Below are 12339 nucleotides of genomic sequence, written 5' to 3'. Positions count from 1 at the left end.
TGAAAAAGGCCGAGGGCTCGGCCTCTGGTCTCGCCCTCGGAGAACCGCGCTCGCCCTGCTCGCGCGGATGCTGGTGACAGACTCAGACTCTAAGTATAGCAGGGTGAAATCAGCTGAGAAGTGGTCAGTTTCATCTTCTTCAACAGTAAATCTCAACGAACCAGTCGACTACAGGAGCCACAGAGGTTCTCCTCTTTGACGTCGACCTCCCGGACGGTCGGTGAGAAGCTCATGACGCATTTGGAGTTGTCACAGTGTTCGAGGCCGAGGGTGTGACCGATTTCGTGGACGACCTCTTTGCGGACGCGGTCGGCGAACACTTCGGTTTCGGGTTTGGAGGTGATGCCGCCGTCGGAGGAGGTCTGAAGGCGGTACGTAGAGATCACAGAGCCGTTGCCGTTGAGATAGGCCAGCCCGAACACGTAGTTGCGGCGGCGGTAGTAGAGATCTTCGGCGGTGATGCCGATGTTTTTGTCACCCGATCCCACGCGGCTAACCAGTTCGATCAGATCCTCTGCGCGGTGTTGATCCCGGTTGGGATCGAACGCGCCGTCGGGGATCGGCTGGCTGTCATGGACGGTCACATCACAGCCATAGACCGACCGGAGGCTAGCCGATGACTCCCGCTTGACCTGGGCGGGGACATCCCCAATCGGCACGATGTCGACAAGCATGAAGGGCGTTATGAAGGGGTTGTTATTAAGTCTCACGCCACCGACTGCGTTCCGTCCGCCGATTGTGAAGAGATATGGCACGCAGTGACCACTGCCGTATCTCGGTACGTTTTTTTCAGTCCGCCGGTTCAGTTCGGTTAATGGACGTAGATACGGTCGTACTCGACATCGACGGTGTACTGGTCGACGTGGCCGACTCCTACCGGCAGGCCATCGTCGACAGCGTCGACCGCGTGTACGGCGAAACGGTCGACCGCGAGGCCTTACAGGCGTTCAAAGACGCCGGCGGCTTCAACAACGACTGGCTGGTGACCGACGCGGTCGCCCTCTACGTACTCGCACAGCAGGCTGGCTTCGAGAGCGACATTGCGACGTTTACCGATGGCATCGCTGCCCACGGCGGCGGGCTGGAGGGCGCAGAGGCCGAGCTGGCGGCCGAAATCCCGAATGCGACCTTCGAGGAGGTCATCGAGCAGTGGGATCCAGACCAGCTCCGAACGGTGTTTCAGGCACTGTATCTCGGGAGCGAGCTGTTCCGAGAGCTCGAAGGCGGCGAGCCACCGTTCGAGACGGCGGGCTACATTCACGACGAGCCAGTGTTGGTCGACCCCAAGACGCTGGACACACTGACCGACAGCTACAATGTCGGCGTGGTAACGGGTCGACCGGCCGCCGAGGCGACGATTGCCTTGGATCGTGTTGGCTTGGAGGTCGACGATAACCACCGGTTCACGATGGATAACTGGGAGGAGGGCAAACCCCACCCCTACGCACTCATGACACTCGTAGACCGATTCGATTCTGAATCGGTCGTCTTCGTTGGCGACACGCTGGATGATATCGAGACAGCGACCAACGCGGCGGCTGCAGACAGCAAAATCTCATATAAAGGAATCGGCGTTCTCACTGGCGGGCTGACCGGCGACGTGGGCCGCGAGAAGTTCGTCGACGCCGGGGCTACGGGCGTACTGGAGTCGATCAACGATCTACCGGACTATTTAAATTAGAGACGGACTACTGACGCTGTCATCGATACCGGGAGCGTTGGCCGAACACACAACGCTTAGGCGGGGATAGCGCCCACTATGTGGCATGCGAATCGCACTCCTTGGCGGCACTGGCGATATCGGTGAAGGACTCGCCCTGCGGTGGGCGTTCCACAGCAACCACGACATCGTAATCGGCTCCCGAGACCCTGAAAAGGCACGCTCGAAGGCCAACGAGTACGAGGCCAAAATCGAGGATCGGGGCGTCGACACCAAGATCACGGGCTTTGAAAACGGGATGGCCGCCGACCGCGCCGACATAATTGTCCTCGCGGTCCCGGCCTACCACATCGCCGACACCATCGAGGCCGTTGAGGGATCTCTCCACGAGGGTGACATCCTCATCACGCCAGCGACAGGGATGAAACGCGACGACGAGGGGTTCCACTACCACAAGCCCGGCGCGGGCAGTGTGACGAAGATCGCGGTCGAGGCGGCCCCTGAGGGTATCCCGGTGGTCGGTGCGTTCCACAACCTCGCGGCCGGTCGACTGACCGATCTGGACGCCGAGTTGGGGATCGACACGCTGGTGATCGGTGACGACGAATCTGCAAAATCGACGGTCGAATCGCTGGCCGAGGATATCGATGGACTTCGGGCACTGGATGCAGGTGGCATCGCAAACGCCGCTGAGATCGAGGCGGTCACGCCGCTGTTGATCAACGTCGCGATGAACAACGACGGCCTGCACGATCTGGGCGTTCGGTTCGACTAAGCGGATTTAAAATTACTCGGCGGCTATTTATAAACGAAGACAGCTATTCAGCACAGAGGTCGACGAAGTTCCGCAGAATCTGCAGGCCGGTCTCACCGCTCTTTTCGGGATGGAACTGAGTGCCGAAGACGGTTCCCTCGTCGTTGGCGATCACCGCAGGGAAGTCGACGCCGTAGTCGGTGGTGGCGACGACTGCGTGGTCATCGTCGGGGTCAGCGTAATACGAGTGAACGAAATAGGCGTACTCGCCGTCGACGCCCTCAACAAGCGGGTGGTCTCGCTGCACGTCGAGTTCGTTCCAGCCCATGTGTGGGACTTTCCGGTCGACGTCGAACCGAACGTTCGTGCCGGGAATGAAGTTCAGGCCCTCGACGTCGCCCTCACCGGCGTGTTCGGCTTCCTCACTCGATCCAAGGAGCATCTGCATGCCGAGACAGATCCCGAAGATGGGCTGGCCGCGGTCGGCGGCCTCGGCGAGGGCTTTGCGGTAGGGGCCGGCGTTGTCCATCCCCTCGCGGAACGCGCCGACGCCGGGGAGAACGATACCGTCGGCATCGGCGAAGGTGTCGGGGTCCTCGGAGATGGTGACGCCCGCGCCGGCGCGTTCGAGGCCGCGGGTGACGCTACGGAGGTTGCCGAGGCCGTAGTCGACGACGACAACCTCGGCGGCCGTCTGCTCGGGTGGGGTCGTGCTCATACAGACACTCTCGCGGCGAGGTGCAAGTGGTTTTCCGTTCGCGCAGTATGCGAACGCCGATGGGAGGAACTCAGATAATCGCCGAGACACCGCCGAAAATACCGACCGTGACGAGCAGTCGACCCAGACTCCCGATGAACGTCGCAATGGCGAACTTCAGGTAGTCCTTTTCGAGGATCGAAAACGCGTAGATCGAAATGGTATCGGGGAAAAACGGCACCGAGAGCGCCATCGCCAGCCCGGCGTAGCCGTACTGACGGGCGAGTGTGACCGACTGTTTTTCGGACCACGCCAAGATGTTCCACCGCGAGTTGCGGAGCCACCGCACAATCGGTCCCGACTGTTTGACCTCTTGGCCGATGTGGAACGCAAAGACACTCCCGGCGGCCTTCCCGGTCGCGCTCACGAGCATGATGCTGGCGAGCTGTGTCACCGGGCTAAAGCCGAGATCAATCGGCGCGACGAGGACGACCTCGCTCGGGCCGGGGAGGATGAACGCAATCAGAAACGAGTAGACGAAAATAATTCCCATCCCGGGCCAGCCGGTCGCCGACTCGACGAGCGTTTCGATCCCGCCGGCGAGGGTGAAAAGCGGCGTCACATCCGTGAGAAACGGTGTTTGCAGGCTCATTTGTACTCACTACGCATGGGAGTCGACGGCCTGACACTGGTCGACGGCAACACGATAGGTGTATTCAACATCGACATCAGCTATTGTTAGTACCACGCTAACTGATCATCATGAACATACCGATGCACACTGGCGACCGGACTGGACGACGTCGACCGCGAAGAGATAGACGAACCCGACTGTAACGATACTGAAACCAGCGAGAGAGAGCGTCGACTCAGAAGTGACCGGCCGATTCGTTGGAGTACTGCAGATCGCCGCCGCGGCCGCCTTCGACCGTATCAGCACCGGTATCGCCGGTCGAGGGAACTTTGACTTCGACGTTTTCGATTTCCTCGAACTCCATGAACATATCTCGCTTGATGTTCTGGGCAGTCACGTTCGAAATCCCACAACCCGAGCAGGTGCCGCCGAGTTCGACGACGACCTGTCCGCTTTCGGCGTCGGCCTCACGGACGACGCTCGTGCCGCCGTGCATCTGGATGATCGGCATCTGTTTGACCATCCACGTCTCGACTCGTGATTTGAGGCTCTCGTCAGTCATTATCTACCCTTTGGGCCGCAGGTATGGGTAAGTTGTGGTTGAAATGCGAGTCAGTAACAAACGATCATGCTACTCCAGCGGTGGTCGGTCCGGCTGTCGACCGGCCCGGTCCGGAAAGATCCAGAGCCCCGGCGAACTCCCGTGGCGGCCCATGCTACTGGCGACGACGCTCTCGCCGTCGAGCGCCTGCCGGGCGGTCCAGAAGCTGAGTCGCTCGGGGTCGCGCCACGCCGCAATCCGGCTGGGATCGGCGGGATCAGTGATGTCGTGGATCATCACCCCGCCCTGATACCACGAACTGTAAAGCCGGTCGGTCGACAGCTCGAAGTTGTGGGCGGAGGTCCACGTCCCATCGAACGTCGCATCCGGCGTCTCGGGCGGCTCGATGGCCGCGAGCTGCTGGGGCGCGGTCGACTCGCTAATATCGTACAGTTCGATTCCTCCGGGACCGCCCTGCTCGCCGTCGGTGTCGACCGCCCACGCCTCGCGGCCGAGCGCCAGCACCGAGTTGGTCGGATCGGTCGACCCGTAGTGGGCGTTGCCCGGGAGCGTTTGCTGTTCGGTGGCGACCCCACTGTTCGCGAGCCCCCCGAGGTCGGCGGGTTCGTGTGGACCAATTCGGCTCAGCAACGTTGGCTGCGTTGGCTCGGAGACGTCGACCAGCCACGTCCCGGCGTCCCAGTAGGGCAACACCGCCAGCCCATCGTGAACCCAGACGTCGTGGAGATACCGCAAGATTGGCGCGACCGGCTCCCAGTCGGGACGGGCGTCGAGAATCGACCAGCGGGCCACCTCGCGTAGGTCGGTTGGATCGGTGACGTCGACGATGACAAGCGGGTTGCGAGCCATGTCGTTGCCGCAGAGATAGGCATAGTCACCGTCGAGAAAGACGTTGTGAATGTGGGAGTCCGTCTCGAAAACACCGAGTCGGGTCGGATCGGCCGGATCCGAAACGTCGACGAGCAGGACAGCCTGCAGGTCTGCGTCGTGGTCGTGGGCAGGTCCGGCGACCAGCAGTCGGTCGCCCGAGAGATCGACATCCAAAATATCCCGAAGTGGTCCACCGGACAGGTCGGAAAGCGGGTCGCGGATGTCAGCGAGAACGGTTGGATTCTCGGGGTCGGAGATGTCGACTGTCGCGTAGCCGGAAGTCGTTGCCACGTAGGCGGTACGCCCGTCGTCGCTCGTCACGACCTCGGCGGTGCCATCGATGTCGACCGAGCCGAGCGGTTCGTAGGGGTTGGTCGGCCCGCTTTCGTCGTCCGAACGGGTGGCGACACCGTAGACGACGCCGGAGCCGAGGAGTCCGACCGCCCCGAGTCCCAGCGCCTCGCGTCGATGCATACCGGTGGCAAAGCGGTCGAAGCGAATAAAGGATGTGAGCCGTCGAACGAAAGGAAACCCTACAGCCGCGAGCGGTCGCCCGTTCCGTCTGTCAGCGCGCTGGCGACAGCCCCCTTGACGACGACGTCATCGCCGAGATCGGTCAGCCTGACTTCAGGGATGTTCGACATCACCATCTCGTCGAGGCGTTCGCGAAGCGGGTCGACCACCTTCTCGGGGTTGTTGAGTGCGACCGCGCCGCCGACGCTGATCACCAGCGGGGCGTAGGCGTGGACGATGTTCGCCACGCCCATCGCGTTCCAGTGAGTGACCTGCTCAATGACGTGGTCGGCGAACGTGTCGGAGCCGGCGTGATCGAAGACGTCGACCGCAGAGAAGTCGGGGTCTTCCAGCGGGAGGGCGGTGTCGATGGGGTCCTCATCGTGGAGCCGGCGGGCATAGCGCGGGATGTTGTTGCCCGAGCAGTAGGCCTCCCAGTGGCCGTCGTGGCCACAGCCGCAGGTCATGATCCCCTGTGGATCGAGCGTCAGGTGGCCGACCTCGCCGGCGTTGCCGTCCCAGCCAGCGATAACGTGGCCGTCGACACAGACGCCCGCGCCGATGCCCGACGACATCGTGAGATAGACCATGTCGTCGGGGTTGCGCTCGGAGTGGAACCGCTCGCCGATCACACCCGCAATCGTGTCGTTGTGAAGATGTATCTCGTCAGTATCGAGGAGCTTCGAGATCGGGCCAGTAAGCGGGATTCGCTCGATTACATCCGGAAGATTGGCTGGATCTTCGACCGCACCGGCGGCGAGATCCAGTGGGCCAATCGAGCCGATCCCACAGGCAGTCGCCGCTACGGGGTCGACGCCCGCCTCGACGCAGGCTTCGCGGATGAGATCGAGGATCGCTTCGGTGACCGCAATGCCAGTCGGTCCGCGCGGCGTCGAGCCACGGGCAGAGCCGAGGATCGTCGCTGATCCGTCTGCGACGACCGCTCGCACGTTCGTTGCCCCGAGGTCGACGCCCACGTAGTAGGCCATCACCTGTGTGGGGAGTGCCGTGGCACTTAATTAAGACGTTTTGGCTCACCTCTGCCGATACTTCTCACGGTGGTCGGTGATAAGGTAAGAACCCGAGAAAACAGGCTTAGTAGTCGGGGGTGTCGTCCTCGACGGTGCGTTTCATCGACTTGCGACGGGATTTCGCGTCGCGTCCGGTCGCCTCAAGCAGGAACTCGTTTTTCAGCGAGACGGCCTCGGCGGCGGCGTCAGCCTCGCCGGCGGCGATAACCTCCTCGGCCGGTCGTTCCTCGAAATGAACCACGAGTTGGTCTTTCTTGCTGCTGTACTCGGCCGCGCCAGCGAGAATCTGGTCGAACACGGCGTTGTCCGGTTCACCGATGACGTACAGTTCGTGGCCATCTTCTTCTGTGGTACCGGTGACGGGACCAAAGTACGATTCAATCGTCGACTTGAGGTCGGGGACGCGGTCGTCGAGATGCTCGCCGCGACGCATCTTGTACTCCTTCATCGGGCGCTGATTGGCGAGGCGGCGGTTTACCTGTTTCGTCGTTTAGATCTGATATATAGCTAGAAGATTAGGTCTGCCGCTCGGAGATATAGCCGCGCTTGCAGTCCGGACAGATGTCGCCAGCCCGCATCGAGGAGTTCCCGGAGCGACGCGCTAAGCCGCACTCGGGGCAGTAGAACTCCGTTTCGATGTCGTCGACGGTTGGTTCGAACTCGACGGAGGCCTCCTCGGCACGGGTAAACGAAAGCTCCGGATTCTCACCAGCGGCCTCGACAGCCTCGCCCGCGTCGGCAACCGACCCCGACTCGGATTTGGTGATCTCCGGGGTGAAGCCGCCGCCGAACGTCATATCCTCCGGCTCCTCGGCTGGCTCCTCGGCCGAGTAGCCTTCGTCGTCGCCCTCCACGTCGGGCCATGGAGCCTCACCATCACCCTCATCATTGGACTCGTATTCGGGCCACTCACCCGGTTCGCGGTCGACTGGTTCCTCGTCGTCTTCGTCATCAGCATCCAGAATAACACCGTCGTCCTCAGCCGAGTCCAGTTCGTCGTCAGACGCCACGTCGTCGTCAGGCTCAACCGCGCTGGCCTGCTCGGCCGCAGCCGACTCGACATCGTCGACGGTCATGTTGGCTGTCGTTGCGGTTCCGAGATCCTCCGGTTCGCCGTTGCTGTCGTTGTCGTCGCCGTCGTCGCTGGTGTCAGTGAGCACTTCGGCGTCGTCGGTCACGGAGTCGTCGATGGTGACGCCGATGTCCTCGGTTCCCGTCGACTCCGTGGCCGGCGTTGGCTCGGCCTGTGGCGAGCCACCGACAGGCTCCTGCGTGGGTGCCCCGGCGTCGGGCGCGCCGCCGTTGTCGGTCGCCGTGGCAGTGAGCTGTTCCATCGAGGTGACCTCGGTGTTTTCGCTGATCGTCCGCCGTTCACCACACCGAGAGCACGTTTTGACCTCGTTGACCGTGATGACCACTTCGTTTCCCTGTTCTTCGCGTTCGCGTTCGAGTTCGGGCTCGCCAAAATCGTGGCTGAGCAGACACCGGAGTCCCATTGGACGACATATCGATTTACTCGACTAAAAGCTACTCCCTCTGTCCGCCATCCGTCTGACGCTGTCAACGGCCCCACGCCGGTACACGTAAATCAATACAGGTTGTTAGGTATGGCCATGGGAGCAAAGCCCGAGTATCGGGACCGACCGACCGTCGAGGTCGACATCCTCGATGCGCTCGTCGACCGCGCCGACGAGGGAATGACCGTACTCGAACTACGGGCGGTCGTCGACCGCGACATCGATCAGATCGAAACCGCGCTGTCGACCTTAAAAAGCGACAACCTCATTTCGGTCGACAAGCAGGGCGAGACGATCCGCATCCAGCCCGCCGACCACGTGATCGCCACTGACCCGACGCCCGACGAGGAAGACCAGACGCTGGTCGACGTGCTTCGGGATCGGCTTGGGTTGTAGATCCGGAATCGGGTCCCACGGAGCTCTTCTATACGGAAACGTGTGTAAGATGGAGACGATAGCGGCCACTCACAAGCAGCTAGTCGTCAGCAGTGTACGCGCCGCCCCGTCGCTTGATGCGCGCGACGACAAGCCGCTTGTCGTCTCGTAGGAATCTCACCGAACGGCGGAACTCACCGACAGCTGACAGCTATGATTCGCGTGGTCGATCCCTGAACACGATGGAGCCGCCGAATAGATAGCTTCGAGTCGCCAGCCAACAGATCCGAACCCAATGACAGTCATCGTTCGAATCGTCGCCCCGTCGACAGCCGTGGTCGACCGGTCGAAGGCGGTTGCCGAGGGCGGTATCGACGGGGCCGCAGACCGAGTCGGTGGCACACCGACCGACGGTGGGGTCGGGTCACTGGCAACTATCGCTGCGATTCGCTATGCAATCTTCGTGGATGAACAGGGCGTTGACGTGGCCATCGAGTGGGACGAGTACGAGACCGTCGCCGAGCACGTGCTGCTGGTCGACGAGGGGCGGCCGATTGGAACCGCACGGGTGCGGCGTGCTGATGGCGCGCTCAAATGCGAGCGCATTGCCGTCAGGGCCTCGGATCGCGGTGCTGGCTGGGGTGAGCGGCTGATGGCGGTCTGCGAGACGATTGCGCGCGAACGTGGGCTGGATAAGTGCATTCTCCATGCCCAGCGGCGTGTCGAAGAGTTTTATCATCGACAAGGCTACGGGGTCGTCGGCGAGCCTTTTGAAGAGGCTGGCATCCCACACGTGGAGATGCGGTTGGAACTGACGGACTGACTGGCTCCTATCGCTTAGACAGCCAAGCGCTGCAGCGAGGGTGTGGAGGGAATTTTAACACCGCATTCGGCGGAGATTGCGTGGGCTAATCTGGTACGGGCGTCCTGGACTGCGGTGTGGCCGTCGATAGCCGCACTGGGCCAGTGCCTTGACGCTAGTCGTCTGGGGGATGGCGTGTCGACTGCATCGCGGCTGTCGACCGAATATCAGATTTAAATCCGGTGAGCAGACGGTCGTCAAGAATAGCACACTAACAGTCGACCACATCGTGAGGCGTCGCTGTTTTACTGTATCGGGCCATTGACCTCACAATGACACTTGTCGGAGGCCAGCACACCGATCTCGGGGCGACGTTCACCACCCGCAGCGGCCGCGAGGTCGTCGACCACTACGGCCGCCCCGAAGTCGCTCACAAGGCCGTGCGAAACGGGGTCGGAATCATCGAAATGGGGTACGGCATCGTCTCGATCACCGGCGACGACCGCATCGAATACGTCGACAACATCGTCTCCAACCGCGTCCCCGCTGAAAATGGCAACGGCTGCTACGCACTCCTCTTGGACCCACAGGGCGCGATCCAGTCGGATCTCTACATTTATAATGCCGGTGAGAAGCTCCTGCTGTTTACGCCGCCAGCCGAAGCCGAGCCACTGGTTGAGGACTGGCAGTCGAAAGTCTTCATTCAGGACGTCGACATCGAGGACGTCTCCGACCAGTTCGGCGTCTTCGGCGTTCACGGTCCCATCGCCACGGAAAAAGTCGCCTCCGTACTCAATCATGCGGGCGCACCCGAGCCCGAACTCACCTTCGAGCGCGGCTCGATGGCCGACTCCGGGGTGACCGTGATCGCCAGCGACAACCCCACCGGTGAGGACGGCTACGAAGTCATCTGCGAGGCCGCCGAAGCGCCGAACGTCTACGACACCCTGCTGACCCGCGGGCTCAACGCCACCCAGTTCGGCTACCGAACGTGGGAGTCGCTGACTCTCGAAGCCGGCACCCCGCTGTTCGACTCGGAACTCGACGGGCAGATCCCGAACACCGTCGGCCTCCGACATGCACTCGACTTCGACAAGGGCTGTTACGTGGGTCAGGAACTCGTCTCGAAGGTCGAAAACCGTGGCCAGCCGAGTTCGAGACTGGTGGGTCTTCGGACTGCGGAGGTAGTCGAGACCGGAGCGACAGTGTCGGTCGACGGCGAGGAGGTCGGCGAGATAACCCGCGCCATCGAAAGCCCGTCGCTCGACGAGCCAATCGCGCTGGCGTTTGTGAGCTTCGAGACACCCCTTGATACAGTCACCGTCCAGACGAACGAGAAATTGGTCGACGCAGCGGGCGTTAGTCTGCCCGTTGTTTCAGGGAGCGCAGACTCCCTCCGGTGCCCGCAGTATCCGGATACTGATAAGACAGATCAGGGGTAGGTTAATACGGGTTCGTGGTCAATGTGAGCCAATGACGATGGACCCTCGACTCTCCCTCGGCGTCTCCGGGCTAGATTCGATCCTCGCGGGTGGCGTGCTCCCCGAGCGGTCCTATCTCGTTCGTGGGGGGCCGGGCACGGGCAAGACGATTCTCGGACTCCAGTATCTGCTGGCAGGGATCGAAAACGACGAGACAGCGCTCTATCTCAGCTTCGAGGAGCCGCCCGAGAACATCATCGAGAACGCGGCGCGACTCGTCTTTGACGTCTCAGGAGTCGAGTTTCTGGATCTCACGCCCAGCGGTGAGCTGTTTTCGGATACACGGCCCTACAGCATTTTCGAGCCGGACGAGGTTGAAGTCGGGACGCTCACCGAGACGATCAGCGAGACGGTCGACCGACTCCAGCCGGATCGGATCGTGCTGGATTCGGTCAACCGGATGGAGGCACTGACTGCCGACCGCTACCAGTTCCGCCAACAGCTTATCTCGATGCTGGAACAGCTGACCGATGTCGGTGGCACCGTGCTGTTTACCACCCAGCCGACAAGCGAGATGCCCGACGACGAACTGCAGTTTCTGGTCGACGGCACACTCGAACTCGAATTCGGGCCGAAAGGCCGGACGGTCCAAATCACCAAACTCCGTGGCTCGTCGTTTCAGAGCGGTCGACATACCGTGCGAATCACCGACACAGGGATGGTCGTCTATCCGAAACTCGTGCCCGGCGAGTACGAACGGGAGTTCGTGCCCGAAACGGTATCATCGGGCGTAGTGGGGCTCGATTCGTTGCTCAACGGCGGCATCGAACGCGGGACCGTGACGGTTCTGAGTGGCTCGACCGGCGTCGGCAAGACGACGACCGGCACTAGTTTCGCGGTCGAATCGGCCACCCGCGGCGAGCGGGCAGCAGTCTACCTGTTCGAGGAGTCGACGGGGACGTTTCGACATCGCTGTTCGGGAATCGGGATGCCGGTCGACGAGCGGGCAGCCGACGGCACACTCGCCATCGAAGCCGTCGAGCCGGTCACGATTTCGCCCGACGAGTTCGCACACGCGGTCAGAGAGGAAGTCGAAACCCACGGGACACAGTTCGTGATGATCGACGGCATCTCGGGCTACCGGCTCTCGATGCGGAGCGACGATGACGATATCGTCACCGAACTCCACTCGCTGTGTCGCTACCTCAAAAACATGGGGGTGACGACGGTCCTGCTCGACGATGTCTCGAACATCACGGGCAACACCGAGGTGACGAGCCACCAGATCAGCTATCTCGCGGACAACGTCATCATGCTCCGCTATCTCGAAGTCGACAGTGAGCTCAAAAAGGCCGTGGGCGTCTTGAAAAAGCGAGCCAGTGATTTCGAGCGAAGCCTGCGGTCCTTCGAGATCACTGCCGACGGCATTCAGATTGGTGAGAAACTCACTGGGCTTCGTGGCATTCTGTCGGGAAGCCCGGAGATGATCGACAGGATGTAACA

14 protein-coding genes and 1 pseudogene are annotated in these 12339 nt (G+C 61.7%); 6 read left to right on the top strand and 9 right to left on the bottom strand.

The genetic code is table 11. The features are described 5' to 3' along the window. Positions 1-152 precede the first annotated feature (152 nt). Positions 153-674 (bottom strand): archaemetzincin family Zn-dependent metalloprotease, encoded by a 522-nt coding sequence (locus HALTADL_RS11345; RefSeq protein WP_089672408.1) that lies wholly within the window; start codon positions 672-674, stop codon positions 153-155. A 140-nt stretch (positions 675-814) separates the two neighbouring features. Here HALTADL_RS11345 and HALTADL_RS11340 point away from each other — a divergent pair, with 140 nt between their 5' ends. Together HALTADL_RS11340 and npdG are read left to right on the top strand one after the other, a co-directional pair. Next, the gene (locus HALTADL_RS11340; protein WP_089672410.1) at positions 815-1681 is read left to right on the top strand and encodes a TIGR01548 family HAD-type hydrolase; all 867 of its coding nucleotides are present in this window, start codon (positions 815-817) and stop codon (positions 1679-1681) included. Between the two features lie 85 nt (positions 1682-1766). After that, positions 1767-2435 (top strand): NADPH-dependent F420 reductase, encoded by a 669-nt coding sequence (gene npdG, locus HALTADL_RS11335; protein ID WP_089672412.1) that lies wholly within the window; start codon positions 1767-1769, stop codon positions 2433-2435. Between the two features lie 43 nt (positions 2436-2478). On the opposite strand, the gene hisH is transcribed toward npdG, so the two are convergent. The 7 genes from hisH to HALTADL_RS11300 all read right to left on the bottom strand — a co-directional run bounded on the left by hisH (position 2479) and on the right by HALTADL_RS11300 (position 8217). Beyond that, the gene (gene hisH, locus HALTADL_RS11330) at positions 2479-3132 is read right to left on the bottom strand and encodes an imidazole glycerol phosphate synthase subunit HisH (protein ID WP_089672414.1); all 654 of its coding nucleotides are present in this window, start codon (positions 3130-3132) and stop codon (positions 2479-2481) included. Positions 3133-3202: 70 nt separating this feature from the next. Continuing rightward, positions 3203-3763: a YqaA family protein gene (locus tag HALTADL_RS11325; protein WP_218143664.1), complete on the bottom strand. Its 561-nt coding sequence runs from the start codon at positions 3761-3763 to the stop codon at positions 3203-3205. 217 nt (positions 3764-3980) lie between these two features. Further along, positions 3981-4307: a NifU family protein gene (locus HALTADL_RS11320; protein ID WP_089672416.1), complete on the bottom strand. Its 327-nt coding sequence runs from the start codon at positions 4305-4307 to the stop codon at positions 3981-3983. 69 nt (positions 4308-4376) lie between these two features. Next, positions 4377-5651: an LVIVD repeat-containing protein gene (locus HALTADL_RS11315; RefSeq protein WP_089672419.1), complete on the bottom strand. Its 1275-nt coding sequence runs from the start codon at positions 5649-5651 to the stop codon at positions 4377-4379. A gap of 59 nt (positions 5652-5710) precedes the next feature. After that, positions 5711-6679 (bottom strand): ROK family protein, encoded by a 969-nt coding sequence (locus HALTADL_RS11310; protein ID WP_089672421.1) that lies wholly within the window; start codon positions 6677-6679, stop codon positions 5711-5713. Between the two features lie 106 nt (positions 6680-6785). Continuing rightward, complete coding sequence (locus HALTADL_RS11305) at positions 6786-7169, bottom strand: DUF5611 family protein (protein ID WP_089672423.1); 384 nt, start codon at positions 7167-7169, stop codon at positions 6786-6788. 67 nt (positions 7170-7236) lie between these two features. Then, on the bottom strand, positions 7237-8217 hold the full coding sequence (locus tag HALTADL_RS11300) for a DUF7093 family protein (protein WP_089672425.1): 981 nt from the start codon (positions 8215-8217) through the stop codon (positions 7237-7239). Positions 8218-8334: 117 nt separating this feature from the next. Between HALTADL_RS11300 and HALTADL_RS11295 the strand changes: the two genes are divergently transcribed. Then, positions 8335-8634, top strand: coding sequence for a DUF6432 family protein (locus HALTADL_RS11295; protein ID WP_089672427.1), 300 nt, complete (start codon positions 8335-8337; stop codon positions 8632-8634). Positions 8635-8713: 79 nt separating this feature from the next. On the opposite strand, the pseudogene HALTADL_RS17940 reads toward HALTADL_RS11295, so the two are convergent. Continuing rightward, a pseudogene (locus HALTADL_RS17940) lies at positions 8714-8815 on the bottom strand (type II toxin-antitoxin system RelE family toxin); the annotation flags it as partial. A gap of 93 nt (positions 8816-8908) precedes the next feature. On the opposite strand from HALTADL_RS17940, the gene HALTADL_RS11285 reads away from it, so the two are divergent. The 3 genes from HALTADL_RS11285 to HALTADL_RS11275 all read left to right on the top strand — a co-directional run bounded on the left by HALTADL_RS11285 (position 8909) and on the right by HALTADL_RS11275 (position 12337). After that, the gene (locus tag HALTADL_RS11285; RefSeq protein ID WP_089672429.1) at positions 8909-9436 is read left to right on the top strand and encodes a GNAT family N-acetyltransferase; all 528 of its coding nucleotides are present in this window, start codon (positions 8909-8911) and stop codon (positions 9434-9436) included. 311 nt (positions 9437-9747) lie between these two features. Next, positions 9748-10857 (top strand): CAF17-like 4Fe-4S cluster assembly/insertion protein YgfZ, encoded by a 1110-nt coding sequence (gene ygfZ, locus HALTADL_RS11280; RefSeq protein WP_089672431.1) that lies wholly within the window; start codon positions 9748-9750, stop codon positions 10855-10857. A gap of 31 nt (positions 10858-10888) precedes the next feature. After that, entirely contained in the window at positions 10889-12337 is a 1449-nt protein-coding gene (locus HALTADL_RS11275; RefSeq protein WP_089672434.1) for an ATPase domain-containing protein, read from the top strand. The last annotated feature ends 2 nt before the right edge of the window (positions 12338-12339 follow it).

Source organism: Halohasta litchfieldiae, from assembly GCF_002788215.1.
Taxonomy (GTDB): Archaea; Halobacteriota; Halobacteria; order Halobacteriales; family Haloferacaceae; genus Halohasta; species Halohasta litchfieldiae.
The sequence above is the reverse complement of the archived record's forward strand: the minus strand, read 5'-3'. Positions and strand labels throughout refer to the sequence as shown.